This is a genomic window from Kineococcus sp. NBC_00420 (assembly GCF_036021035.1).
In the GTDB taxonomy this organism is placed as follows: Bacteria; Actinomycetota; Actinomycetes; order Actinomycetales; family Kineococcaceae; genus Kineococcus.
The window spans coordinates 3,314,137-3,339,874 of sequence record NZ_CP107930.1 but is presented as its reverse complement, the minus strand read 5'-3'; the positions used below and the strand labels follow the sequence as shown (position 1 = coordinate 3,339,874).

Annotated in this window: 20 protein-coding genes; 10 read left to right on the top strand and 10 right to left on the bottom strand. The window is 71.4% G+C overall.

Annotated features, from left to right (window positions below; genetic code table 11):
* Positions 1–5 precede the first annotated feature (5 nt).
* Together OG218_RS16425 and OG218_RS16420 are read left to right on the top strand one after the other, a co-directional pair.
* Complete coding sequence (locus tag OG218_RS16425; protein ID WP_442906517.1) at positions 6–1,055, top strand: zinc-binding dehydrogenase; 1,050 nt, start codon at positions 6–8, stop codon at positions 1,053–1,055.
* 84 nt (positions 1,056–1,139) lie between these two features.
* Positions 1,140–1,379 (top strand): DUF6458 family protein, encoded by a 240-nt coding sequence (locus OG218_RS16420; protein ID WP_328294308.1) that lies wholly within the window; start codon positions 1,140–1,142, stop codon positions 1,377–1,379.
* A gap of 9 nt (positions 1,380–1,388) precedes the next feature.
* On the opposite strand, the gene OG218_RS16415 is transcribed toward OG218_RS16420, so the two are convergent.
* Positions 1,389–2,429, bottom strand: a complete 1,041-nt coding sequence (locus OG218_RS16415) for a glutathione S-transferase family protein (RefSeq protein ID WP_328294307.1) — start codon at positions 2,427–2,429, stop codon at positions 1,389–1,391.
* Positions 2,430–2,592: 163 nt separating this feature from the next.
* On the opposite strand from OG218_RS16415, the gene OG218_RS16410 reads away from it, so the two are divergent.
* Both OG218_RS16410 and OG218_RS16405 read left to right on the top strand, forming a co-directional pair.
* Positions 2,593–3,678 (top strand): CDP-glycerol glycerophosphotransferase family protein, encoded by a 1,086-nt coding sequence (locus tag OG218_RS16410; RefSeq protein WP_328294306.1) that lies wholly within the window; start codon positions 2,593–2,595, stop codon positions 3,676–3,678.
* Entirely contained in the window at positions 3,675–4,412 is a 738-nt protein-coding gene (locus tag OG218_RS16405; RefSeq protein ID WP_328294305.1) for a phosphocholine cytidylyltransferase family protein, read from the top strand. Before OG218_RS16410 ends, OG218_RS16405 begins: the two co-directional genes overlap by 4 nt.
* A gap of 56 nt (positions 4,413–4,468) precedes the next feature.
* On the opposite strand, the gene OG218_RS16400 is transcribed toward OG218_RS16405, so the two are convergent.
* The 3 genes from OG218_RS16400 to OG218_RS16390 all read right to left on the bottom strand — a co-directional run bounded on the left by OG218_RS16400 (position 4,469) and on the right by OG218_RS16390 (position 6,707).
* Entirely contained in the window at positions 4,469–5,548 is a 1,080-nt protein-coding gene (locus tag OG218_RS16400) for a methyl-accepting chemotaxis protein (RefSeq protein WP_328294304.1), read from the bottom strand.
* Positions 5,549–5,716: 168 nt separating this feature from the next.
* Complete coding sequence (locus OG218_RS16395; protein WP_328294303.1) at positions 5,717–5,938, bottom strand: hypothetical protein; 222 nt, start codon at positions 5,936–5,938, stop codon at positions 5,717–5,719.
* Positions 5,939–6,041: 103 nt separating this feature from the next.
* Positions 6,042–6,707 (bottom strand): type IV toxin-antitoxin system AbiEi family antitoxin domain-containing protein, encoded by a 666-nt coding sequence (locus tag OG218_RS16390; RefSeq protein ID WP_328294302.1) that lies wholly within the window; start codon positions 6,705–6,707, stop codon positions 6,042–6,044.
* Positions 6,708–6,929: 222 nt separating this feature from the next.
* Here OG218_RS16390 and OG218_RS16385 point away from each other — a divergent pair, with 222 nt between their 5' ends.
* Positions 6,930–7,256 (top strand): helix-turn-helix domain-containing protein, encoded by a 327-nt coding sequence (locus tag OG218_RS16385; RefSeq protein WP_328294301.1) that lies wholly within the window; start codon positions 6,930–6,932, stop codon positions 7,254–7,256.
* Positions 7,249–8,544, top strand: coding sequence for a type II toxin-antitoxin system HipA family toxin (locus tag OG218_RS16380; protein WP_328294300.1), 1,296 nt, complete (start codon positions 7,249–7,251; stop codon positions 8,542–8,544). The genes OG218_RS16385 and OG218_RS16380 overlap by 8 nt, the downstream gene beginning before the upstream one ends.
* A gap of 297 nt (positions 8,545–8,841) precedes the next feature.
* Here OG218_RS16380 and OG218_RS16375 read toward each other — a convergent pair whose 3' ends face one another.
* The 5 genes from OG218_RS16375 to OG218_RS16355 all read right to left on the bottom strand — a co-directional run bounded on the left by OG218_RS16375 (position 8,842) and on the right by OG218_RS16355 (position 18,396).
* On the bottom strand, positions 8,842–11,130 hold the full coding sequence (locus OG218_RS16375; RefSeq protein WP_328294299.1) for a M57 family metalloprotease: 2,289 nt from the start codon (positions 11,128–11,130) through the stop codon (positions 8,842–8,844).
* A gap of 189 nt (positions 11,131–11,319) precedes the next feature.
* Positions 11,320–13,089: an ATP-binding protein gene (locus tag OG218_RS16370; RefSeq protein ID WP_328294298.1), complete on the bottom strand. Its 1,770-nt coding sequence runs from the start codon at positions 13,087–13,089 to the stop codon at positions 11,320–11,322.
* A 132-nt stretch (positions 13,090–13,221) separates the two neighbouring features.
* On the bottom strand, positions 13,222–14,529 hold the full coding sequence (locus tag OG218_RS16365) for a hypothetical protein (RefSeq protein ID WP_328294297.1): 1,308 nt from the start codon (positions 14,527–14,529) through the stop codon (positions 13,222–13,224).
* The gene (locus OG218_RS16360; RefSeq protein WP_328294296.1) at positions 14,526–15,533 is read right to left on the bottom strand and encodes a glycosyltransferase; all 1,008 of its coding nucleotides are present in this window, start codon (positions 15,531–15,533) and stop codon (positions 14,526–14,528) included. Before OG218_RS16360 ends, OG218_RS16365 begins: the two co-directional genes overlap by 4 nt.
* 391 nt (positions 15,534–15,924) lie before the next feature.
* Positions 15,925–18,396 carry a cell wall-binding repeat-containing protein gene (locus tag OG218_RS16355; RefSeq protein ID WP_328294295.1) on the bottom strand — a complete coding sequence of 824 codons (2,472 nt, stop codon included), beginning with the start codon at positions 18,394–18,396 and terminating at the stop codon, positions 15,925–15,927.
* Positions 18,397–18,992: 596 nt separating this feature from the next.
* Between OG218_RS16355 and OG218_RS16350 the strand changes: the two genes are divergently transcribed.
* Positions 18,993–21,221: an EAL domain-containing protein gene (locus tag OG218_RS16350; protein WP_328294294.1), complete on the top strand. Its 2,229-nt coding sequence runs from the start codon at positions 18,993–18,995 to the stop codon at positions 21,219–21,221.
* 192 nt (positions 21,222–21,413) lie between these two features.
* Here the strand turns inward: OG218_RS16350 and OG218_RS16345 are convergent, their stop codons facing one another.
* A complete protein-coding gene (locus tag OG218_RS16345; protein WP_328294293.1) occupies positions 21,414–21,851 on the bottom strand; it encodes a cold-shock protein in 438 nt (145 codons plus the stop codon).
* Between the two features lie 146 nt (positions 21,852–21,997).
* Here OG218_RS16345 and OG218_RS16340 point away from each other — a divergent pair, with 146 nt between their 5' ends.
* The 3 genes from OG218_RS16340 to OG218_RS16330 are packed head-to-tail and all read left to right on the top strand — an operon-like array spanning position 21,998 to position 25,709.
* The gene (locus OG218_RS16340; protein WP_328294292.1) at positions 21,998–24,259 is read left to right on the top strand and encodes a putative bifunctional diguanylate cyclase/phosphodiesterase; all 2,262 of its coding nucleotides are present in this window, start codon (positions 21,998–22,000) and stop codon (positions 24,257–24,259) included.
* A 49-nt stretch (positions 24,260–24,308) separates the two neighbouring features.
* A complete protein-coding gene (locus tag OG218_RS16335) occupies positions 24,309–25,487 on the top strand; it encodes an EAL domain-containing protein (protein WP_328294291.1) in 1,179 nt (392 codons plus the stop codon).
* Positions 25,488–25,496: 9 nt separating this feature from the next.
* On the top strand, positions 25,497–25,709 hold the full coding sequence (locus OG218_RS16330; protein ID WP_328294290.1) for a DUF1059 domain-containing protein: 213 nt from the start codon (positions 25,497–25,499) through the stop codon (positions 25,707–25,709).
* Positions 25,710–25,738: the final 29 nt, after the last annotated feature.

The following is a 25,738-nucleotide window of genomic DNA, read 5'->3' as shown; positions in this document are numbered from 1 at the left end:
ACGAACTGCCCACCACCATGCGCGCCCAGCGACTGCACGTCCCGACCCGCACGATGTCGGTCGAGGACGTCCCCGTCCCCCACCCGGGTCCGGGCCAGGTGCTGATCGAGGTCGCGTTCTGTGGCATCTGCCACTCCGACCTCGCCCTGCTCGACGGCTCGTTCACCGATCCTCGCGGGCCCGAGACCATCACCCAGGGCCACGAGGCCTCGGGCACCGTCGCCGCCCTCGGCGAGGGCGTCACCGGGTGGGAGGTCGGTGACCGCGTGGTGCCGGCCGCCGGGCGGCCGTGTCGCCGGTGCGACCGCTGCCGCCGGGGAGACCTCGTGAACTGCGACCGGCTGCTGCTGATGGCGTTCGCCTACGACGGCGCCTGGGCGCAGTACACCCTCGCCGAGGCGGGCGGCCTGACCCGCGTTCCCGACGGGGTGTCCCTCGACCAGGCCGCGCTGCTCGCCGACGCGGTCTCCACGCCGTTCGGCGCCGTCGTGCACACCGCGGACGTCCGTCCCGGGGAAGCCGTCGGCGTCTGGGGCGTCGGTGGGGTGGGGACCCACCTGGTGCAGCTCGCACGACTCGTCGGTGCGGTGCCCGTCGTCGCCGTCGACCTCGACCCCGAGGTGCGCGAACGCTCCCTGACCGTCGGCGCCGACGTCGCCCTGGACCCGAACGACCCGGACCTGCGCGAGCGCATCGCCGAGGCCACCGGCGGCCACCTGCTGGACGTCGCCTTCGACGCCGTGGGCCTCGCCTCCACCTTCGAGCAGGGGCTGGCGATGCTGGCGCCGCGCGGGCGGGTCGTGGGGGTGGGGCTCAGCGGGCAGCCCCTGTCGCTGGGCACGTCGATGGAGTTCAACCTGTCCCGCAAGAAGGCCCTGGGGCACCTGGGTTACCGGAACTCCGACATCGGGACGCTCGTCCGGTTGCTGGCCGGGGGGCGCCTCGACCTCTCGCGCTCGGTCAGCGCCGTCGTCCCCCTGGAGGACGTCGCCGACGGGGTCCGTCGGCTGCACGAACGGCAGGGGAACCCGGTTCGGATCCTGGTGCAACCCTGACCCCGGACCGTGGCGTTGCGCCGTCCGCGTGACCCGACGGGTTTCGGCGACGCAGTGCGTGCGAGATGACGGGACGCTGGTTCCATGCGCCTCGGAACCAGCATCTTCCTCATCGCCCTCGGAGCGGTCCTCAGCTTCGCCGTGACGTTCTCCGTCTCGGGCCTCGACCTTTCCACGGTCGGGGTCATCCTCATGGTCGTCGGCGTCCTCGGCGTCGTCCTCGAGTTCGCCCTGTTCCGGCCCCGCACCCTGCGCTCGACCAGCGTGACCAGCACCGACCCGGCCGCGGGCGTCACGACGTACCGGACGACCCGCGACCTCTGAACCGTTGTCTCAGCGGGGTTGCGGTGCGTGGTCGCGGGGGACGACCTCGGACTCCACAGGCGGCGGGGGCGGGGTCCCGTCCCCGAACGGGCGACCGCCCAGCGCCTCACGACCGTGGGGTTCCCACCACCCCGACAGGTCGGGGCCGGCGGGCACGACGCCGGTCGGGTTGATGTCGCGGTGGACGCGGTAGTAGTGGGCCTTGATGTGGGTCACGTCGGTCGTGTCCCCGAAACCGGGCGTCTGGTACAGGTCGCGGAAGTAGGCCGAGAGCACCGGCATCTCGGACAGCTTCGAGCGGTTGCACTTGAAGTGCCCGTGGTAGACGGGATCGAAGCGCGCCAGCGTCGTGAACAACCGGACGTCGGCCTCGGTGATGGTGTCGCCGACCAGGTAGCGCTGGGTCTCCAGACGCTCGGACAGCGCGTCCAACCGTGTGAAGAGCCGGTCGTAGGCACGGTCGTAGGCGTCCTGGGTGCCCGCGAAACCCGCCCGGTACACGCCGTTGTTGACGTCGCGGAACACGTCCTTGTTCACCGCGTCGATCTCGTCGCGCAGGTGTTCCGGGTACAACTGCGGGGCGCCCTCGCGGTGGAACTCGCTCCACTCCAGCGACAGGTCGATCGTCATCTGCGGGAAGTCGTTGGTGACGACCTGCCCCGTGGTGACATCGACGATCGCGGGGACGGTGATCCCCCGGTCGTAGCTGGGGATGCGGGCGAAGAACGCCTCCTGGAGGCGCTCGATGCCCAGCACCGGGTCGCGCCCGCCGGGGTCGAGGTCGAACGTCCAGCTGCGCTCGTCGTGCGTCGGTCCCGCGATGCCCATCGACAGGGCGCCTTCGAGGCCCAGCAGGCGCCGGACGATGATCGCCCGGTTCGCCCACGGGCAGGCCCGGCTCACGATCAGGCGGTAGCGGCCCGCCTCGACCGGGTAGCCGTCACGACCGTCCGCGGTGATGCGGGTCTCGATGTAGCGCTGGTCGCGGCGGAAGTCGCCGGTGGGGTTCACGTAACCCGTGTTGCCGTCGTCGGTGCTGGTCGAGCTCACGTCGGTCCTCCGCTGGTCAGGTAGTACAAGATTCAACCAGATCCACGGCCGTCCCGCACCTCGGGCCCCCGGACACGGAGTGTCGTCCTCGCGCCGTACAGGCCGCACACTGCAGAGGGGACGCAGGGATGCGCCCGCCTGACCCGTCGACAGAGAGAAGAACGTGAAGATCGTCTACTACAGCTTCGGAGGGCGCTACTCCGACAACCCGCGAGCCCTGCACCAGCGCGCACTGACCCGGGACGAGCTCGACGTCGAGCACGTCTGGCTGGCCCACGCCCGCCACGCGGACTCGTTCCCCACCGGCACCCGCACCGTCCCCGTGGGCACCCCCGAGGCCGTGGCCGCGCTGGAGTCCGCCGACGTCGTGTTCGCCGACAACCACCTCCCGCGGTGGCGCAAGGGCCCGGGAACCACCTACGTGCAGACCTGGCACGGGACGCCGCTCAAGCGCATCCACCGCGACGCGCACTTCCAGACCGACGACACGGCCCTGATGGACCTGCTCGACGAGGACGTGACCCGCTGGGACGTCCTCGTCGGTCCGAGCGAGGCCGGCGCCGTCGCGCTGCGCGCCGCGTTCGGCCACACGGGTGCCGTGCCGGTCACCGGCTACCCGCGCAACGACGCGCTGCTCGCCCCGGACGCGGCCGCCCGCCGCGCCGCCGTGCGCGCCGAGCTGGGCCTGCCCGAGGGACGCACCGCCGTCCTCTACGCGCCCACCTGGCGCGACGACGACCGTCTCGAGGGCGCCGAGGCCTACCGCCTCCCCCTGGACCCCGACCGCTTCGCGGAGCGCCTGGGCGCCGACCAGACGCTGCTGCTGCGCCTGCACCACCTCGTGCCGGAGGCGCTGCGCGGCGGGGAGGTGCCCGGGGTGGTGGACGTCTCCACCCACCCCGACATCAACGACCTCTACCTGGCCGCCGACGTGCTGGTGACGGACTACTCCTCCGCCATGTTCGACTTCGCCCTGACCGGCAAGCCGATCCTGGTCTTCGCCTACGACCTGGAGCACTACCGCGACGTGCTGCGGGGGTTCTACTTCGACCTGACCGGGATCGCTCCCGGTCCGGTCCTGCGGTCCTCGGAGGAGGTCCTCGACGCGCTCGCGGACCTCGACGCCGTGAGCACCGCCTCGAAGGAGCGCTACGAGGCGTTCCAGGAGATGTTCAGCCACGCGGAGGACGGCCACGCCGCCGACCGCGTCCTCGATCTCGTGTACCGACGCAAGGAGGTGGGTGCGTGAGCCGCTCCCAGAACGTGCAGGCCGTCGTCCTCGCCGCGGGTCTCGGGACCCGCCTGGGCCGTCCCCTGCCGAAGTCGCAGACCGTGCTCCGCGACGGACGCACGATCATGCAGCAGCAGCTGGACAACGTCCGGACCGCGCTCGGTGACGGTGCGCGCGTCGCCGTCGTCGTCGGGTTCAAGGCCAACGTGATCATGGAGGCGCACCCGGAACTGCGCTTCGCCTACAACGAGCTCTTCGACTCCACCAACACCTCGAAGAGCCTGCTCCGCGCGCTGGAGACCTCCCACCCGGGCGGCGTCCTGTGGATGAACGGCGACGTCGTGTTCGACCCGCGCGTCCTGCGCCACGTGCAGCCGTGGCTGGACCGCGACGAGACCTTCGTCTGCGTCAACACGGAAGCCGTGGGCGAGGAGGAGGTCAAGTACACCGTCGACCCCGAGGGTTTCGTGCGGGAACTGTCCAAGACCGTCACCGGCGGGCTCGGCGAAGCGGTCGGCATCAACTACGTCAGCGCCGCCGACAAGGCCGTCCTCGTCGAGGAACTCCGCGCCTGCGCCGACACCGACTACTTCGAGCGGGGGCTGGAGACGGCCATCGCCCGCCGGGGCCTGCACGTCGTCCCCGTCGACGTGTCGCGCTACGACATCGTCGAGGTCGACTTCGAGGACGACCTGCGCCGCGCGGACCGCATCGAGGCCGAACACCTGTGGCTGGAGCCGTTCGTCGGCTGAGGCTGCGGTAGCGGGGACCGGTCGGGGTGAGCCCCCGGCCGGGCCCCGGTCCGGACTCACGTCCCGTCGCCCTCCCGCGGTTCCAGCCGCACGAAGTGCGCAGCGCGCCCACCGCCGGGCCCGCGGGCGACCGTGTCCCCGGCCGCCGCGGCCGCGTCGGACTGGGTGGAACCGACCTTGGCCACGATCTCCTCCGTCGCGCGGGCGGTCTGCTGGGCGAGTTCCTTGACCTCGCCGGCGACGACGGCGAACCCCTTGCCCATCTCCCCGGCACGGGCGGCCTCGATCGTCGCGTTGAGGGCCAGCAGGTTCGTCTGCTCCGCGATGGAGGTGATGAGCTTCACGACCTCCCCGATCTCGCGGGAGGAGGCGGAGAGACGGTCCAGGGTGTCCCCGGCCGCACCCGCCGCCGCGACGGCACCGGCCGCGGTCATGGACGCCTCAGCGGTGGAGGTCGCGATCTCGCGGATGGCGGCCGACATCTCGTCCCCGGCCGCGGCGACCGTGCCGATGTTGGCCGAGATCTCCTCGGTGGCGGCGGAGACGACCTGGGCCTGCGCGGCGGCCTTCTCGGCGCCGGAGGAGAGCTGGGTGGCGACGGTCGTGAGTTCCTCGCTGGACCCGGCGAGGGTGCCGGCGTTCGCCGAGATGCGGCGCACGGTGTCGGTGAGACGGTCCATGGTGGCGTCGAGGGCGACGGCGAGGCGGGCCACCTCGTCCTGCCCGGTCAGGGCGACGCGCTGGTCGAGACGACCGGCGGCGAGACCCTGCACGACCGCGAGGGTGCGGGCCAGGGGGCGGGTGATGGAACGCGCCACCAGGGGCGCGGTGACCGCGGCCAGCGCGAGGGCCAGGACCGTCGCCGCGAGCAGGACGACCTTGAGCCGCGTCTCGCGGGTGGCCGCCGCCGCCTGGGCGTCCTCGGTGCGGGCGTCGACGCTCCCGGCCAGCGCCTCCGTGCTCTTGAGCAGCGCCTTCCACGACGCGTCGAGGGGCCCGTTGAGGGTGGCCCAAGCGGTCGCCATCGACTCCGGGGTGCCCTGGGCCACCTGGCTCACGAAGGTGTCCTGGACCGCGAAGAAGTCCTTCCACTCCGTCCGGGCCTGGTCCAGCACCGTGCGCTCCGACGCCGTCAACGCCTCCTCGTCGAAACCGTCGAGCAGGGCGGTCCCCGCCTCGCGGTCGGTCTTGAGACCCGTGACGTTGGCGCCCGCCGGGTCGACGGCCGCAGCGGGGCTCTCGGCCTCCGCCTGCGCGTACAGCCAGCCCTGCCAGCCGCTGACGTCGGCGTCGTAGTAGCGCAGCTACTGCACCTGGCGGGAGACCGCGTCGAGGCGCTGCAGGTCGTCGGTGGTGTTCCCCTGCTGGTCCAGCGCCCAGGTGCCCAGACCCCCGGCGACCGCCACGCACGCGGCGACGGCCCCGAAGCCCAGAGCGAGGCGTCGGCCGACCGAGGCCGAGAGGGGGTTTCCGGTGCGGGCGGTGCCGGGCTGGGCGGGACGGGCGGTGGTACCGGGGAGACTCACCGTCCTCCATCGGCCGGCGGAGGCCGCGATCCAGCTCGTCGGAACCGTCAGCTGTTCGCGCACTCGAGCGACGCCACCCGCCGCAGGTCGTCATCCGACAACGTCACCGGGCGACCTCCCGGAGGAGAGTCTCGACCCGACGGAGGGCTGCCGCCCGCCGCTGTGCCGTCGCCAACTGCCGGGCCACCGTCCAGTCGAGGCGAGGGGCGAGCGCCGAGACGGCCTCCCGTTCCGCCGAGAACTCCGGGGCGTGCAACGGGCCGTGGCCCAGGTCGAGAACGGTCTGCTCGACCGTGCCGACGAGCAGCGGCCCGATCTCGGTGGGAACGGCTTCCGCGTCGAGGAGGTCGGTGCGGCGCATCAGGAAGCGAACCGTTCGCCCACCCTCGACGACCACGGCACGGTGCTGGCGGGGCACCGCGACGAAGGCTTCGCCGAGCGCGCGTGGGACGGCACCGTGCAGGCGGGCCGCGCTCATCCCGACGACCACGGCCTGGTCCGCGCCGAAGACCGCCGCGCCGATCCCGCCGGCGAGCACTTCGAGATCCGGTGTCCACCCGCTCGCCTCACGCCCCGACGGCGGTACCGCGTAGACGCCGCCGGTGAGGCGCAGCAGCAGTCCGGCGTCGGTGAGGCGCTTCAGCTGGGGCCGGGGCGCGCTGTAGACGGCGGCAGCGTCCCGCGTGGTCAGGACACGCGGCGAGCGGCGGGAGATGGCGATCGGCAAGCCCACCGCGCGGTTGCGCTCTGATCCGGTGGTTCTCGGCACACGCAAAACGTACCTCGAGAGAATACGATCTGCATGATCGTGGGGGCAGTACTCACAGCGGCGCCGTCATACGACTCCTGCGCCGACACCACGCCGAACGGTCAGGCCACCGAGTTCCTGTCGCGGAAGAGATCCAACACCAGACGCACCGCGAGACCTTACGTGCAACAATCTGGTCAGCAACGCCGCGAAGAACCACGAAAACCAGCACGAGGAGGAGCCGTGGCACGCACACGCACCCCTCTGCCCGTCGCCAGGGCGCTCACGACCGTCGGCACCCAGCTCGCGACGTGGCGTCGCTTGCGCAACCTCACCGTCGAGCAGGTCGCAGACCGGGCCGGTCTCTCCCGCGGAACGGTCAGCGCTCTCGAGAACGGCCGCGGAGCCAGCCTGGAGAACACCTTGCGCGTCGCACGCGCTGTCGGCGTGCTCGACCTGATCGTCGGGGCCGCCGATCCCTACGAGACGGACCTCGGACGCGCCCGCGCCGACGAGCGGCTCCCGCAGCGGGTCCGCACGCCACGCACCCCGCCGGTCACCGATGCCTGACGGCGACGCCGCGACCAGCCCCGTGCCGCGGACGGTGGACGTCCACGTAGCCGTCGACAGTGCCGATCTGCGGGCCGGCCGCCTCCACGGACACGCCGGGCGCGGAGCCGAGTCCGCGACGTTCACCTACGCCGACACCTACCTCGCAGATCCCCGCGCCTACGCACTGGAACCCGCCCTCCCCTTGACGGCCGGCCCGCAGCAGACACCAGCCGGTCTGGCGATGTTCCGGTCCTTCGGCGACACGTCTCCCGATCGGTGGGGCCGCCGACTCGTCGAGCGCGCCGAACGCCGACGCGCGGCAGCCGACGGCTCCGCCTCCAGACGACTCACGGAACTGACCCTCCTCCTGGGAGTCCGTGACGACCTGCGTCAAGGAGCGCTGCGGTTCGCAGACCCCACGACGGGACGGTTCCTCGCCGAGGAGTCGACCGGCGTCCCCGCCCTGACCGACCTCGGAGACCTGCTCGCGCTGGCCGACGGGATCGAGGACGAGGAGACGACACTGAGCGACCTCCGCGTGCTGTTGCGGGCCGGTAGTTCCCTGGGTGGCGCGCGCCCGAAGACCCACGTCAGAACACTGGACGGTCGCATCGCGATCGCCAAGTTCCCCAGCGCCAACAGCGACACCCACGACGTGATGGCCTGGGAGAAGACCACTCTGGACCTGGCTGGATCCGCGGGAATCGACGTGCCGGGGAGTCAGCTGCTGAACATCACCGGACGTTCCGTCCTCGTCGTGGATCGTTTCGACAGGAACGACCACGGCCGGGTGGGTTACGCGAGCGCCATGACGCTGCTCGAGACCCGCGATGGTGAGCGCGGAACCTACCTCGACATCGGCGCCGCCATCGAGGAGAACTCACCCCACGCGACCCGGGACCTGCACCAGCTCTGGCGTCGCGCGGCCTTCGGGGTCCTCGTCTCCAACACCGACGACCACCTGCGAAACCACGGTTTCCTGCACCGCTCCGCGGGATCGTGGTCCCTCTCCCCCGCCTTCGACCTCAACCCCGACCCTGCACCTGGGCCGAAGCAACTCGCCACCGCACTGGCCGACGTCTCCGACCCCAGGGCCCGCGTGGACGTCCTCCTCCAGATCGCCGGGGAGTTCCGCCTGGCCCCGGAGCAGGCGAGGGGCGTGCTGTCCGAGGTGCTGGCCGCCACCGGTCGCTGGCGGACGGTGGGGCGCTCCCACGGGTTGCGGGAGGCAGAAGTGCGCCGCATGGCGCCGGCGTTCGAGCACGATGAGGTGGAGGCAGCGCGGGCTACGGTCGCCTCGACGTGACGTCGTCACGCACATCCCCCACACCCGCGTTCGCGTCAGCCGGCATGAGCTGGGCTCAGCGAAGCGGTCGGCATCAACCACGTCAGCGACGCCGACAAGGCCCTCCTCGCCGAGGAACTCCACGCCTGCGCCGACACCGACCACTTCGAGCAGGGGCTGGCACCGTTCAGCCCCTGAGGTGATCCGACTCCGGCGACCGGCCACGAGGACGTGGTCGGTCGCCGGAGCCGTTCTCCTGCGGTGGCGGCGGGGTGGGTGGCCCCGGCCGTGGTCTGGTCCTCGTCGTCCGGGGTGTGCTCAGCGCGCGGTGGCGGGGACGACGACAGTGACCGCCGCCGACGCCTTCCCCGTCCCGGCGGCCGACGTCGCGGTCACCGTGAACAGGTACTGGTGCTTGGCCTCGACGGGGTAGTTCGCCGACGTCGCGGTGACCGAGACGCTGCGCTGCACCACCCCGTCGCGCTGGACGGCGACGGTGTAGCCGGTGATGGGCGCCCCACCGTCGACGGGCGCCTTCCACGCCAGGGCGACGTTCTGCCCGGTGCGGACGGCGGTGACGCCGGCGACCTGGCCGGGAACGGTCCGCGGGACGAGGGCGGCGCTGGTGGTCTCGGTGCCGAACCCGTACTGGTTGCGCGCCTTCACCCCCACCGTGTAGCTGCGGCCGTTGACCAGCCCGTCGACGGTGACCTTGCCGACGTTGGCGGCCATCGTGCCGGTCTGCAGCACGGTCCCACCGGAGGAGATCGTCACCTGGTACCCGGTGACGGGAACACCGGCGACGGCCGGGGGCGGGGTGAAGCTCACCCAGAGCGAACGGTCGCCGGTACCGCTGCCGGTCAGGGTCACGGCACCCGGCGCGACCGGCGCGGGGGCGACGGTGAACGCCTTGGGTGCGGAGGCCGCCGACGTCCCGGCACCGTTCGACGCGGTCACCGTGTACGTGTAGGAACCGGCCGGCAGGGCAGGAGTCCGGGTGCTCGTGGTCGTGCTCGTCCCCGTCCACACCACCGTCGTCCCCGACGTGACGTTGACCCGGTACCCCGTCACGGCGGGACCACCGACGGGAGCCGTCCACGTCAGGGCGGCGGAACCGCCGTCGAGGGTGGCGGTGAGCCCCGTCGGGGCGGCGGGGGCAGCGGCGGTGGGGGCAGGCGTGGGGGTGGTGGCGCCGAAGGCCACCGACACGGTGGCGTTCTCCCCCACCGCGGAACCGACGGTGAAACGCAGCCGCCCGGAAGCGGTGGTGAACGTGGCGCCCACGGGGATCACCTGGTTCCAGTCGCGGGTCGACCCGGTGGGGGTGGGGTCGAGGACGACGGAGGCGTTGTAGGGGGAGGTGGTGTCCTTGCGCAGCACGCGAACCCCCGCGGCGGGAGCGTAGGGGCTGGCGAAGACCCGGGCGTCGGTCCCGACGTTCGCGCGGTACTCCAGGTAGTAGACGTCGGAGCCGTCGACGACCTTGACCCCCTTGACCGCCGGGGTCGCGGTGGATCCCACGGCCTGCAGGGTCACGTTCCCGGCCGCGGTCACGGTCTGCACCTGCCCGGGGAAGAGGGCCGGCTGCTGGTCGCGGTGGACGACGTCGAGCGCCCCGGTGCCGATGGCGTCCTGGGCGTCGGACCACCCCATGACGTCGAAGACGTCCCCGTAGGGGACGTACGTGCCCCCGGTGGTGCCCGGGTCAGGGGCGCTCGCCGTGCCGTAGCGGGCGTTGGCGTGGTCGAAGCCCATGTTGTGACCGAGTTCGTGGGCGATGACCGACTGGGAGATGTCGGCGACGTAGGCGGCACCGCTGCTGGAGGCGTCGGCCCCGATGGTCCCCTTGCCGTAGGCGCACCCGTTCGCCGCGGACCCGGCCGAGCGGGGGAACACGGTGAGGACGTGCTCGGCCGGGGCCCCCGTGTAGCCGGTGGCGTTCGCCGCCGCGGACCAGATCGACGTGAAGTCCCCGCACCCGTAGGGGGAACTCGTCCAGTCGGCGACGGTGTCGACGACGAAGCTCACCTGCCCGTTCGTCACCGACGACCAGTAGGTGGAGGCCTTGCCGATCGCGGCCCGCACGTCGGCCACCGAGTAGTCACCGGGACTCGTGCCCTTCGGCGCGACGAGGGCCACCTTGAGGTGCTGGACCCGGCTGCCGCCGGTGGGGGCCGCCAGGGTGCGGGCGGCGGAGCCGAGCACCTCCTCGACCTGCACCGCAGCGGGGTTCGCGATCGACGCGGAGACCCGCAGGGTGACCTTGGCGCCGTTCGTCAGCCGGCTCGCCACGTCGCCGGTCAGGGGGACGAAACCGGTAGCGGTCCTGAGGAGCGTTCCCGCAGCACCGGAGTCCTCCTCGTCCAGGCGCAGCACGGTCCCGGTGACGTCCGCGGTCCGGCCCGGAGCCACGACCCGCTGCGACGCCGTGCCCGTCGCGGGCACGCCGGCCTCGGCCCCCACGCCCGCGGTGGGTCGAGCCACCGCCGGTCGGGCCGCGGTGTGACGCGTCGTGGGGTGACCCGACTGCGCGAACGCCGGCGTGGCGGACACCACCGCCACCCCGGCCAGCACGCACGTCATGGCCATCGTCCGTCGGAAACGCACAGCGCCTCACCCTCGTCGGGGCTGCGGTGGCGGCCCGGTACGAGAGGTTTCGGCGGTGCGGGGGGTGACCGTGATCGGCCGGGCGGGCGACGCGGTCGGGGTGAGGGGGCGTGCCGGGTCGGAGCCGGTTCGAGGGCCCGACGAGCCCGATGCCCACGGCCGTTCGGGACCGAGGAACCGGCTCCCATGTCAGACCGAGTGGTGAGGTCCGCCGGTGGGGACGTAGAAGAACCCGGCCCCGCGGCGGACCTCGCGACCTGGCGCCAAGACCCCTTCGGCCTCCAGGTCCTTCAACACCCGTTGCAGGTTGGTCGGGTGAGCACCCACGATTCCGGCCAGCTCGCTGGAACTGATGCGACCACGGTGCTCGGCCCACGCCCTCGCGATGGCCGAGCGGCTCGGTTGCCTGCGTCTCGGAGCGCCCACACGTTCGTCGCACGCGGCGAGCAGGTCGAGGGCAGCGGTGGTGATCGTCCAGGCGGGAGGTTCGTTCGCGGGGGATCCCTCGACCTCGGTGACGAGGGGGACGTCAGCCACCTGGACGTCGCCCAACTGGTGCAGGACGTCGGCCGCCTCGGCACCGGACCGCTGGATGAGGGGGGCCGCGATGCGCGCGTCGATCCACCAGTGGTCGATGAGGTGCCGGATGACGAGGAGGGCGTTGAGGTCGTCCGCGGTCCGGGCCGGTTCCAGGTCGTGGAGGAACGCCATCCACCCCTCGTCCAAGCGGGTACCCACGAGGACGGCGCGGACCAGGGGTCCGGCGACCTCCTCGATGGAGGGTGCGGGATACCCCAGACGAACCATGTCACCGACCATCCGGTCGACACCGATGCCTTCGAGTTCCGCGACGCGCAAGCGCGCCAGCAGGTCCGCCAACGCCCGGTTCCGCGGTTGCGAGGAGTGGGTGATGATGTTGCTGGTGGTGATTCCGCCGATGAAACCTCCGGGTGAGGTGACCACCAGTCGGGAACCGATGTGCTCGACGTGGACGGGGTCGGCACTGGACCAGTCCCGGTGGGCGACACCGTTGACGAGGGCTTCGCGGGCCGCACGCGGCGGGAGCGAACGGACCTGCCGGCTGACGAGCCCCCGGGGCAGGTGTCGGACCGGGTTCGACGCCTCGATGGCACGGTCGACCTCGTACAGCTCTTCGAGCAGCCCCCGCCCTGCGTCCCGGATGCGCTGCACGCTGTCCCCACCGGTGACCTCACGTCGGACGTAGTCGATGGCGGGGGCGCCGCGGCCGACGAAGGCGATGACGCCGGCGTTGGTGAGGGTTCCCGACGGTGTGACCACGTTCAGCCGTCGTAGCAGGTCACCGACGGGTGCGGCTGCGAGGTCGAGGTTCCTGTCCTCGCCGGCCGCGGTGAGGAAGTCGCGGGCCCGCTGCAGCGCTGTGCTCCGTGCGGCGTCGACGGCGACCCCGGAATCCTGAGCCGACCAGTCCCAACCGGCGTGACGGCGACGTCGCTCCTCCCAGCTGGTCGCGTCCACCTCGACGCAGCTGTCCGCGACGCGGTGGTGGTACTTGTGGTCGAACATGACCGGGTGGACTGCTTCCGGACTGCGGACGAGCAGCAGGCGCACGCCCCGGCACGTGACGGGTGTGACGTCCACGGTGAGGAGCCGGTCGGTCAGGTCGTAGATCCTGCGTCGCAGGAGCTGAGCATCGAGCTCCGTGCCGATCAACGTTCCGTCGTCCGCGACACCGACGATGAGCACGCCCCCTCCTGGGGTGTTCGCCACGCAGGCCGCCTCGCCGGCCAGCACGCGAGCCGCCCGGTCGTTCTCGGTGCTCCCGGGAAGGATGGTGCGCCCGGCGCGTCTCCCCGCTTCCTCCTTGAGGTCGACGTGCAGCGATTCCAGGCCGCCGACAGGGCCGGTCGCGGACTCCAGGACCTCCAGGACGTGCCGCACCTCGTCACCGATCGGGTCTGGACCGAAGGAAAGTGTCACCGTGCTGCCCCTGACGCCGGTCGGCATACTTTTTTGCGCGAAAAAGTATGATCCCAGCTCCTGCTGCGTCCACGCAACACTTTCGAGGCCCCCTCGGTGCACAAGGGCTCTTCGTGCCGGACGGGCCCGACGTCAGTGGACCGGGGAACTCTCCGCCTCGTGCGGGGCTAGGACGTCCGCCCGCTGGACACGCCGGCGGGCGGCGACGACCGCCGCGAGCAGCACCACCCCCACCGCGGCGGGGAGGCTGCGGTAGACGAAGAACGCGTGGATCTGGGAGTGGTTGCTCAGCACGCAGTACCAGGCGGGCACGACGAGGGCGGGCAGCGCCACGGCGGCGAACACCGACAGACCGGCGACGCCGTGGCGGGCGACCGTCAGCACGAGGAGGACGAGCACCACGACGGCCGCCGCGACGGCCACCGGCACAGCCGTCACCGAGTGCTCCGTCCAGTAGTTCCAGTTCGCGGCGACCCCGGCCCCGAAGGCGTGGGACACGTCGCCCCCGTCGAGGCGGAACTGGCTGACCTCCTGCACCCGGGAGAACACCGACAGCCCCTGCCCGAGGGCCCCGATGAACCAGCGGAACACCCAGGTGAAGCCGAAGGCCACGGGCCACGCGGCGCCGACGGCGAGGACCGTGCGCCACGTCTCCCGCGCGTCGCGCGTCCGCACCTGGGTGACGGCGGCGGCGACCCCCGCGCACAGCGCCCAGCTCATCGGCGGGACGGTGAGCAGGTCCACGTAGCAGAACAGCGCGGCGGAGAACCCCGCCCCGAGGACCGCCGCACGCCACCCGCGGGACGCCGCGACCGCGGTGATCGCGACCCCGGCCGCGACGCTCGCAAGCGCGATGCCGTGGGTGAAGGCGCGGTCGGGCATCGCGAGCGCGTTCGTCGTCGCGGCGATCGGCAGGAGCAGCGCGAAACCCGCTGCCGTCCCGGCCCTCCGGGCAACGGCCAGGAACGCCGCGAGGACGGCGGCGGCGAACACCCCGGTGACGATGAGCCGCAGTCCGGGGACGTCGGTGAGCGCGAGCACCGGGCGGGTGAGGATCGAGTACCCGCTCCAGTAGCGGAAGTAGGTGGCCGGCGTCTGGAAGTCGTCACCGGCGGCGAGCTGCTGGATCTCACCCTTGCCGTCGTCGCAGGAGGACAACCGCGGCCCACCGGTGGTGAGGTCCCACAGGCTGCGAGGGTCGTTCGGGGTCGTGACCCCGTACCCGAGTTCCGCGCACTCGGTGAACCGGTCGGCGGTTCCCCCGACCCCGTCGGGACCGTAGGGATCGCCGTAGTCGCCCGTCTGGATGGCCTGGGCGAGGTGGTCGATGATCGGCTGGTTCGGCACGGCCTGCGCACCCACCAGCAGGACGAAGAACACGACCTGCAGGGCGACGAGCCCCGCGAAGGCCTTCGCCGCGAACCGGACGACGCCGCTCACCGCTGGGCCACGTTGTCGCGACGCACGTCGACGGAGGGCTCTACGGGTGCTCGTTCGTCGAGCAAGCCGTGCGGGCTCGGGTACTGGAGGTAGATCAGCCGGGAGGCCTCGTCCGAAGCGTGCCGGACGGCCTCGAGGATGACGCCGACCGCGGTGACGACGACGGCGATCATCATGAGCGCCGATGCGAGGATGGCCGTCGGGAACTTGGGGACGAGCCCGATCCGGAAGAACTCGACGACGACGGGGATGCCGAGGATCAGCGCGACGACGGCGATGAGACCGCCGAGCGTGGAGTGCACGAGCGTCGGCCGTTCGTAGCGGGCGAGGCGGACGATCCAACGGAGGATGGCCCACCCGTCGCGGTAGGTGCGGAGCTTGCTCGCCGACCCCTCGGCCCGGTCCTTGAACCCGACGGGCACCTCGGCCTGCGGGACACGCAGGTTCACCGCGTGCACCGTCAGCTCCGTCTCGACCTCGAACCCGCGCGAGATCGCCGGGAAGGACTTCACGAAGCGGCGCGACATCACCCGGTACCCGCTGAGCATGTCCGTGACCGGCTCCCCGAAGACCGTGGACACGACGCGGTTCAGGGCCCGGTTGCCGGCCGCGTGACCCCGGCGGTACGCGGTGAGGCTGCTGGCTCGCCGCGTCCCGACGACGTGGTCCAGGCCTTCGGTGATGAGCTTCTCGACGAGCTCCCCCGCCACCGCCGCGTCGTAGGTGTCGTCCCCGTCGAGCATCACGTACACGTCGGCCTCGACGTCGGCGAAGGCCCGACGGATGACGTTGCCCTTCCCCGGCCGCGGTTCGTGGCGGACCTGGGCGCCGTGGGCGCGCGCCACGGCCGCGGTGTCGTCGGTGCTGCGGTTGTCGTAGACGTAGACCGTGGCCTCGGGCAGCGCCGCCCGGACCTCGTCGATGACGTGGCCGACCGAGGCCGCCTCATTCAGGCACGGGAGGATCACCGCGACGTGCGGGTAGCTATTGCAGGGCGGTTGCACAGCGTCGAGAGTAGGCGGCAGACCGGCGGTGGCTGCGGGTGACAGGCCCGAGGAGCGGCCCGAAGTGGGGAAGCGTTGGCGTTGCCAACTAGCCCGCGGGAGCTTGGGGGTTGGGGTTGCCAAGATCCTTCTCGTCAACCTGGCCAAAAAGGCTGATTGCCCCTCCGACTGAAGCACGATCTGGTGCTGCTACCAGCTGTAGGAGTGCGGCACCTTGGGTCATTCGACGGCGACCGTGGCCGCCATGCGCGAGGAGAGCGAACAATCCCAGCTTGACCGAGGTGGATTCTTGGGTCCAGGCAACGACTAAAGCAGAAAGCCCCGAGCCAGGATGGCTCGGGGCTTTCTGCTCAGCGACCTACGCGGGTACTCCTAAGAGTAAACCCACCAATCAGTAGCTGAAGGTGCCAGTCAGACGCCCATTCGGTCCAACGGCAGAGGGAGCAGCAGCCGCCGCCACCGTCACGGTGTACGGGATGTCCGTCGTGGCGTCATCGAGCGTCGCATTGTTATCGAGCTCGTACGTGACGGTCTTCTTGTCAGCCGAGACCGCAGAAGCCGTCGCCGTCAGGCTGAAACCAGACTGGTTCGTCGGCGCAACGGAGATGCCACCCAAGTCAGTCAGGCTGGTGTACTGCAGCGCCTTCGCGTACGTGACCAGGACGGTCGTCGTGCTGCCGACACCATTATTGATGTCACCAGGGCTGACCGCCGTCAGTGTCTGACTAGCGTCCACCGACTGCGTGGTCGTGGTGGGCGCGGCCGCGCTCTGCGCAGATTCCTCGCCGCCAACGGTCTGGGTGACGAAGAACGTGTAGGCAGTCTGTGCGGTAAGTCCAGTCACATTGACCTGGAAACCGGACGTTGCCGAGTCGGCATCGACCGAAGCGCTCGTCACCTTGGTGGCGTTCGCGAACGTACCCGCCAGAGACCCCGCCACGCGGTACACGTTGATGGTGGCGCCATCAACGATGGAAGCAGGGTCGACCGTGAGAACCGCAGAGGTGTCAGCCGGGCTCGGAGTGGTGTTCAGGGTAGGCGCACCCGGGCTGAGGTTCTGAAGAACAAACGTCGAGGTGAAGGCCGGGTTCGTGGTGTACGAAGTTCCGACTGCCCCGGACGCAGCGGGCTTGAGAAGCTTGTCGCCAGCGCTGAGGACGGCCTCAAACTGAGCCAGAGTCACCTGGTTGCTCGCAGCGACCCCACCGACGTAGAAAACGTCATTCGAGTCGTAGTTGTAGGTCGCGGTCCCCGTGACGATCTGCTTCGCGGTCTTGTCCACGGACGTGATCGGGGCGTCAGCAGCAAGGACGCCAGCCGAGGCTTCGCTGGGGTTCCAAGTGATAGCCCCACCAACACCAAAGGCTTCCGAAGGAACCTGCGGGGATGCACTAGTGGGCGCAGTCGTGAAGTCGAGCAGGCCATTGCTGTTCGCGTCGACAAAGACAACCGGGACAACCGAGGTGGCAGTCACAGAGTCCACGGACACCGCGATCTGACCGTTCTGCGGGGTCACGTTGGCCGCGGTGGTGCTACCAGCCCCAGTGGCGGCAACAACGTTCGCGACACCGTTGACCGTTTCGATCGACGTGCCCAGCGAGCCCGCCAACGCGCTGCCCGACTTGAAGGACACGGCACCAGTGGAGCCCACGACGACATTCGCGGTCGGAACGAGCGCCACCGAGTACGTCTTGGCGTTGTCCAGGCCAGTCGCCGTGTAGGTGCGAGCTCCACGGTTGGTGTTCGCCGCGTCCGTCGTGGAAACGAGGTTCGTCACTGCTGCGGCAGGGCCAACCACCAGAGACTGGTTGCTGACCACGTCGCCGCCACCAGCAGTCTTCGCGGCCGCGCTCAGAGAGACGGGAACAGAGTTGGTGTCACCGAAAGCAACACCCGTCGTCAGCGTCGAAGCGTTGGCCGTCAGGTAGTTGGTGGTACCAGTCCCGAGGGAGTTGGTGCCCAGCGTCAGCAGGATCGGCGCCATGTTCTTGGCAGCCCAGGGGCCGGCCGCGAGGGCGTCGATCTTGTCACCGTTGGCGATGGTCGCCGTGGTCTTCATGTACTTGCCCTGCGCGATGCCGTAGTCCGCGATCTTCTGCGCGGTCAGCGAGCGGTCGTCACCGGCGATGGTGGTGACGGTCGCGCCGAGGGCGGTGACGGCGGTCTTCACGGCGTCGGTGATCGCGTTGCCGAGGACGACGACGTTCTTCACGCCACCGTTCTTGATGGCGTCAGCGGTCGCCTGCGGCAGCGAGGCCGCGTTCGTCAGCAGCACCGGGGTGCCGTCGTAGGACAGCGGGCTGGCGGCCAGCGCGTCCGGGGAGACCTGGCCGGCGAGGAGGTCCGCACGGGCCAAGAAGACCGTGGAGGACTTCGTGGTGCCGAGGTTGTAGATGTCGGCCGCGGTCTCGAAGCGGTCGGCACCGGCAACGACGGTGACAGTGAGGCCGGCGGCGGTCATCTGCGCGAGGGCAGTGGCGTCGACGGAGTTCGAGTCACCGAGCACGATCGCCTTGGTGGCGCCGAGCTTCTTGATGGCGTCCACGGTGTAGGTCGGGACGTTGCTCTTCTGCGTCAGCAGGATCGGCGCGTTGTTCAGACCGGCGACGTAGGCGCCGGCCTGAGCGTCGATGGCGCGGTCGCCGTTGGCGACGACGACGGTGGTGGCCGTCGTGAACGCCTTGGTGGCGATCTGCGCGGCGGTGTCGAAGCGGTCAACGCCAGAAACCTGGGTAGCGGCGGGGTTGAAACCAGCTGCGGCCTGAGCGGGCATGGCGGCGAAGCCAAGGCCGGACAGTCCAACGAGAGCCGCGACGCCGGCCCCGATACCACGCCGGCGCAACCGGGAGGTTGCTGCGGTCACGATTGCCTCCAAGGCATGTGAAAGTGAGTTCCCCCCCGTGAGGGGCCGGCCCAGTTCGGGCCTCGCCACCCCGCCCTCCCCGCTACTCAGCGGAGTGACTCGGTGACAGAACCGAACGTACACGAGAGTCACACCAGCAACACGAGGAGTAATGAAAGATCCAGAGCTGGCACGGCGTGTCGCGACCCGTGCACTGCCTGTGACCTGCGGGTTTGTGTCCGGCAAGTAAAAGTTACAGTTTGGTAACGGGCAGCATCACCCGTACCACTGGTCCCAGCAACCCATCTGGAGTAGTCACATCGGGTGGAGTCACCAGCCACGCACGGATGATCACACGCAGTGGCTCAAGTGGGTGACCCCTTCTGGGCCATCCCCTCCTGGTTCATCTGGACCGTCGTCGCAGAGTGTGACGAGAAGGATCACGCTGCGGATCCCTCCTGCAGGGGACGCACCGAAGAACTCACGAAGCGCGGTGACTGAGGGTCGCCATCCGACGGACATCTCCGGGCACGACGGGCCTACTCCAGGCCCGGTCTAGGCTCGACGTCACGCACTCGGCCCATCCAGCCGTCGCCTCGCCGTACCGAACCCCATGCATGACGTTCCTACGGCTCGCCTGGCGGGCGGCGCTCTCGACCGCCGTCCTGGCCGTCTTCGTGCCGTTGGCCTACGTCGGCGAGCGCCGGTGGGACGAGGCGGTGCAGCTCAAGCTCCTGCTGGGGCTCGCCTGCCTGGCCGTCTGCGTCGCCCTCCCCCTCGTCGTCCGGGGGGGCACACGGTCGAGCACCTCCCGGTGGGTGCTCGCGGCGTCGGTGTTCTCGGTGGGGACGATCGTCGCGGCGGCCTACCCGGCGCTGCTGATCGGCCCGTTCCCCGCGCCGCACCTGCTGCACGCGGTGTCGCTGCTGGGGATGCTGGCCCTCACCGTCCAGCAGTTGCGGGTCGCCCGGGTCGTGCGGGACGACGAGTCGCTGCTCGTGGAGGCCCTGCTGTTCGGGGCCATCACCGCGTCCGTCTCCTGGGACGTGTTCGCCCGGTGCGGGTACCGGGGCGACGGGTGGTGGAACGCGAGCGCCGCGCTCGTCATCGCGGTCGGCGCGTTCGTCGCGGCGGCGACCGCGGTCCTCGCGGTCGAGCACCCGCGGTTGCGCCTGGCCCACCTGGGCATCGCCATCGGTGCGGCCGGCACCGTCCTCACCGCGATCACCTCCACGCGCGACCCCGCGGCCGGCAACGTGGGCGCGGTCATGGGGGTCGTCGCCGCGGCCATGCTCGTCGCGTTCCAGCCGCGCGGCGGGATGGTCCGCCACGGGGGGACCGCCGCGACGCAGGCCGTGCGCCGGCTGCGACTCGCGAGCCTGCCCCTGGTGGCTCTGCTGCTGGCCGACACCGTCGCCTTCGCGGTCTCCCCCCGCGCTGACGGGGTCCAGTTCGTCTTCATCGCCGTCGTCATCGTGACGGCCGCCGTCCGTCAGGCCGCGAGCGCCCGCGCCATCGACCGCACCCACGCGCGGCTGTCGTTCCAGGCGCTGCACGACTCCCTCACCGGCCTCGGCAACCGCGCCGCCCTGGCGGAGGCGCTCACGGCCCCCGACTCCGCGCAGTCGCTGGTGATCCTCGAACTCGGCGGACTCGACGACGTCACCGACGTCCTCGGGGTGGCCGTGGGCGAAGAGGTCCTGACCGCCGCGGGGGCGAACCTGCGCGAGCACGTCACCGCCCACGGCGGCACCACGTTCCGCGTCCGCCACGACGAGTTCGCCGTGCTGCTGCCGGGCCGCCCCGAGGAGGTCCTCGCCCACCTGCCCGCCGCGCTCGCCGCGATCAGCGCCGCGCCGCTGCAGGTCACCGGCGCGGGCCGCTTCCCCGTCGAGGCCGTCGCCGGGGTCGCGTGCGTCGAAGCCGGCACGGGCGGCCAGGAGGCCGCCGCGATGGTCCCCCTCGTCCACGCCGACCTGGCCCTGCGCGCCGCGCGCGCCGAGGGTGCCCCCGGGTGGTCGGTCTACTCCGGTGAGGTCGCCAGCGCCCACGCTCGTCGCCTGCTGCTGCGCGAACGCCTCGCGCTGGCCGTCGCCGAGGGCGGGGTCGACGTCCACTACCAGCCGATCGTGAGCTTCACGACGGGTCGCGTCGAGAAGTTCGAGGCCCTCGCCCGCTGGGACGACGTGCAGCTCGGACGCATCTCACCCGTCGAGTTCATCGCCGTCGCGGAGGAGTCCAACCTCGTCGTGGCCCTCGGCGAGCACGTCCTGCGCCGGGCCGTCGCCTGCGCGCACGCCGCGGGGGTCTTCGCCTCCGGTGCGCGGCTGGCGGTCAACGTGTCCGTCGTGCAGCTGCAGGCGCCGGGCTTCGCGGACGTCGTGCGCGAGATCCTCGGGCAGTACCGGATCCCGCCGCACCTGCTGACCCTGGAGCTCACCGAGTCCGTGTTCCTGGACTCCGACTCCCCCGCCGAACGCGTCGTCACCGAACTCGCGGCGCTCGGCTGCCAGATCGCCATCGACGACTTCGGCACCGGCTACTCCGCGTTCGGCTACCTCGACCGGCTGCCCGTCCACGTCCTGAAGGTCGACCGGTCGCTGACGCAGTCGATGACCGGCGCCGGCAACGGCCTGTCCGTCGTGACCGCCGTCGTCGACCTCGCCAACCGCCTCGGGCTGACCGTCGTCGTCGAAGGCGTCGAGACCGACGAGGAGGCCGCGATCTGCCGGCAGATCTCCGCCGGGCTCGGGCAGGGCTGGCTGTACTCGGCGGCGGTCACCGCGGACAGGATCTCCGCGGAGCTGGGGCGGGAGTACCCCGTGTCGGCGGAGCCGGTGCGCTGAGGTCGTCGAGTGGAGCGTTCGGCGGCTCGGCGAGCGCCTGGAGACGCGGAACGCTCCACTCGACCCACACCGCCGAGGAGTGGAACGTTCAGCGGCCCACCGGGGCTCGGAACGACGCGGAACGTTCCACTCTCGAGCCCCCCGGGGACGGGGCTGCGGCACCGGCCGCAGCACCCTCCCGACGCCGGACGGTCAGCGACCCTCGGAGACGAACCCGCGGTCGATGCCGTAGTCGGTCAGCACGTCGCGCAGCGCGACGATCTGACGGCCCTCGAGGTCGTCGACGGCGCTGAGCAGGATCTCGGTGATCTCGCGGCGGTACTGGTCCATCGGCAGCACCCCGCCACTGCGGGGGGCGGAGGTCCGGGGCCGCTCCGAGGAGGCGGCCGGGGCGCGACCGGTGCTGGCACCGGCGGTGCGCGACGGGGACTGCAGGCGCACCTGGGTCGCCTTCAGGCCGCGGTCGCCCTCGGTGAGGGTGAAGTCCACCCAGACGCCCTCGGACAGGTCCTCGTTCTCGGCGCCCGCGACGTCCTTGATGTGGAAGAACACGTCGTCGGGAGCGTCCGAGCTCTTGATGAAGCCGAACCCCCGCTCGTCGTCGAACGACCGGATCTTGCCCTTGGCCACGCCACCCACCACTTCCACTGCTGCCTCGACTCACCCGCCGCTGCGCGACGGGCCGGCCCCCATGGTCTCGCACTCCGGGACGTCGGACCGACCTTCTAGAACCCCGTACCGTCAAGTCCGAAGATCAACAGTCCGAGACCACGAGCATGGCCGCACCTCTCGCTCCGACGCGCCCCACCGCGGGCCGCGTCGTCGGTGGCCTCGCGTTGCTGGCGCTGGCCGCGGTCCTCGCCCACCTGACGACCGTGGTCCCCGGGACGCCGCGCACAGCGGTCGTCGTCGTCGGGGTCGCGTCCATCGCCGCGACGGCGGTCTCGTTGATCGTGCTGCACCGCGGGCGCAACTCCGCCAAGTACCTCGCGGCCGGGGTCCTGTGGGGTCTGGGTGCGGTCGTCGCCGGGCTCCTCCCGGACCTCGACCTAGGCCCGTTCCCGTTGTCCCACGTCGTGTTCGCCCTCGGTGAGCTCGGTGCGCTGGCCGTCCTCCTGCAGCTCCTCGTCCGGGCCCGCGCGGGCAGCGACGACCCGCCCCTCGTCGTCGACGCGCTGATGCTCGGCAGCGCCCTGATCACCCTCGGCTGGGACGCGTTCGCCCGCACCGGGCACAGCGGGACGGGCGGCGAGAACGCCGCGACGCTGCTCGTCGTCGTCGCGGCCTCCCTCGTCGCGGGTTCCGCCGTCGCGCTCGGCGTCGAACAGCCCCGCCTGCGGGTCTCGGCCACCGGCCTCACCGTCAACGGGGTCGCCACCGCGGTGGTCGCCGTCTGCCTCCCGCACGAGCCCGTGGTCGCCGGCGTCGCCGCCGCCCTCGCGATGGCCGGCGGGATCGTCGGGCTGCTGACGCTGCCGCGCGACGGGGTCGTCCGCCACGGCGGGGCCGACGCCGAACGCGCCGCCCGCCGCCTCGAAGTCGCCTCGCTGATCCCCGGCCCGATCCTGCTCGTCGACATCCTGCTGCTCGTCGTGTTCCCGCGCGCCGACCCCGTGCTGTTCGCGACGTTCATCACCGTGCTCGTCACGTTCACCATCCGGCACGCCGCGACGGCGCGCTCGATCGACCGCACCACCGCGCACCTGAAGTTCCTGGCCCTGCACGACGCCCTCACCGGCCTCAGCAACCGCACCCTGCTGGAGCGCGCCCTCACCGGACCCGACCACGACCAGTCGCTCGTGCTGCTGGAACTCCTCGGGCTCGACGACGTCAACGACGTCCTCGGCGTCAGCGCCGGCGACGCCCTCATCCGGGCCGCCGCCGAGGAGGTCCTGCTCGTCGTCGGAGGCCTCGAGGGCAGCGCCTACCGCACCGGCGGTGACCAGATCGCCGTCGTCCTGCGCGGAGACCCCGCGCACTGCCTGCGCCACGCCGAGAGCCTCATCGCCGCGATCACCACCGCACCGGCGAAGGTCGCCGGGGCCGGACGCTTCCCGCTGACCGCGGTCGCCGGCATCGCCGGCCGCGCGCCCGACGGCACCGACCCCGACGCGGTCGGCGACGTGATGGCGTCCTTCGTCCAGGCCGACATCGCCCTGCGCGACGCCAAGCACCTCGGCGGCGGCGCCGTGTCGGTGTACTCCGGGACGGTCGCGGTCGAGCACGCCCGCCGCAGCCTCATGCGCGAACGCCTCGCCCTGGCCGTCGCCGAGGGCGGCGTCGACGTCCACTACCAACCGGTGGTGTCGTTCACGACCGGGCGCGTCGACAAGTTCGAGGCGCTCGCCCGCTGGGAGGACCCGGTGCTGGGCCGGATCTCCCCCGTGGAGTTCATCGCGATCGCCGAGGAGTCCAACCTCGTCGTCGCGCTCGGCGAGCACGTCCTGCGCCACGCCGTGCAGTGGGCCTACGAGGCCGGGGTGTTCTCCGTCGGCGTCGGCCTGGCCGTCAACGTCTCCGTCGTGCAGCTGCAGTCCCCGGGTTTCGCCGACATCGTCCGCGAGATCCTCGACCAGTACCGGATCGCCCCGCACCTGCTGACCCTGGAACTCACCGAGTCGGTGTTCCTGGACGAGGACTCCCCCGCCGAACGCGTCGTCACCGAACTCGCGGGCCTGGGCTGCCAGATCGCGATCGACGACTTCGGCACCGGGTACTCCGCCTTCGGCTACCTCGGCCGGCTGCCCGTCCACGTGCTCAAGATCGACCGCTCGCTGACGCAGTCCCTCACCGACGACGTCAACGGCCAGTCCGTCGTGACGTGCGTCGTCGACCTCGCGAACCGCCTCGGGCTGAGCGTCGTCGTCGAGGGTGTCGAGACCCAGCAGCAGGCCGACATCTGCCGCTTCATCTCCGCGCCGCTCGGGCAGGGGTGGTTGTACTCCCCCGCCGTGCCGCGGGAACTGCTCGGGGAACAGCTCGCCCACGTCTACCCCGTGCCCGGCGTGCTGGGTCTCGAGGACGAGACCCGCGTCTGAGCGACGCCCCCCGGGGCTCGCGGAGTTCTCACCCGGTCGGAGTCTGCGGATGCGTCCCGAAACCGCCGAAGAAACCCTCATGACGGTCCTCCCCGATCCGCGGACGCACGCGGGCACGACCGTCGTCGACCCCCCGGTACCAGCGGTCGACGACGTGCGCTGGGACGCCGAACTCCGCCGGGTCCTGGCGCGGCCGGAACTCCTGACCCTGCACCCGCAGCCGATCGCCGAACTGAGCACCGGGCAGATCGCCGGGTTCGAGGTCCTGTCCCGCTTCGACGCATCACGGATCGTCGCCCCGCCGGACGTCTGGTTCGCCGCCGCCGACCACTTCGGCCACAACGCCGAACTGCAGTCCCGGGTCCTCGCGACGGCCGTCGACATGCGGGACGTACTGCCGCCCAACACCTTCCTCACCGTGAACATCGAACCCCACCTGCTGCTGGACGACCGGGTCAACGGGACGCTCTTCGAGCACGCCGACCTCTCCCGCCTCGTCGTGGAACTCACCGAGCACACCCGTGCCGGGGATCCGCGCGCCCTGAGGCGCGTGCTGGACCGACTCCGCGAACGCGGCGGCCTCGTCGCCATGGACGACGCCGGAACGGGGTACGCGGGCCTCAGCCAGCTGCTGCACCTGACCCCGGACATCGTCAAGATCGACCGGGAACTCGTCCACGGCATCGACACCGACCCCGTGAAGCGTTCGCTCATGGAGGTCCTCGGTGACCTCGTGGGCCGGATGGACGGCTGGCTCCTCGCGGAGGGCATCGAGACCCCCGAGGAGCTCGACACCGTGGTCGGCCTCGGGGTGGCCCTGGGGCAGGGTTTCGCCCTCGCCCGGCCTGCGGTCGGCCTCCTGCCCCAGCTCACCGACGACGTCGTCCAGCGCATCCGCACCGTGGCCGGCCGGACGCAGTTCGACGAGCACGTGCTGAGCATCGTGCGCAGCGCGCGGGTCGGGACCGACCCCGCCACGTGCGACGTCCTGCTCGACGCCGACGCCCGGATCCGCGCGGTCCGGACGGGCGGCACGACGGACGACCTCCCCCTCCGGTGGGTCCGCCCGCTGCTCGTCGCCCCGTCGGCGAGCCTCGCGGAGGTCGCCCGGCGGGCCGCGAACCGCCATCCGGCGGACCTGGGAGCTCCCCTGGTCTGCACGGACGGCCAGGGTCGGGTGGTGGGCATCGTCCTGCACTCCGACCTGCTCCTGGCGCTCGCGCGCTGAGTCACCCCGGTGCGGACCCGCACCGGTTCCTCGAGGAACAAGGAGTTCCTGGTGAAGAAGTTCCGCTGCGGTGACGTCGTCCCCGGTTGCACCCACGCGTTCGAGGGCTCCCTCGACGAGATCCTCGTCGCCGTGTCCGCCCACGCCCGCACCGACCACGGCCTCGTCGACGTTCCCGTCGAACTCGTCGCCCAGGTCCGTCGAGCCGTCGTGGACGCCTGAACGGGTGCATCTAGAATACGCCCGGCCGC

Bases quoted from the DNA above. Each gene is read 5' to 3' on its own strand.
- OG218_RS16340 (WP_328294292.1), top strand. From the start codon at position 21,998: ATGGCCGCACCTCTCGCTCCGACGCGCCCCACCGCGGGCCGCGTCGTC.
- OG218_RS16380 (WP_328294300.1), top strand. From the start codon at position 7,249: ATGCCTGACGGCGACGCCGCGACCAGCCCCGTGCCGCGGACGGTGGAC.
- OG218_RS16335 (WP_328294291.1), top strand. From the start codon at position 24,309: ATGCGTCCCGAAACCGCCGAAGAAACCCTCATGACGGTCCTCCCCGAT.
- OG218_RS16350 (WP_328294294.1), top strand. From the start codon at position 18,993: ATGACGTTCCTACGGCTCGCCTGGCGGGCGGCGCTCTCGACCGCCGTC.
- OG218_RS16420 (WP_328294308.1), top strand. From the start codon at position 1,140: ATGCGCCTCGGAACCAGCATCTTCCTCATCGCCCTCGGAGCGGTCCTC.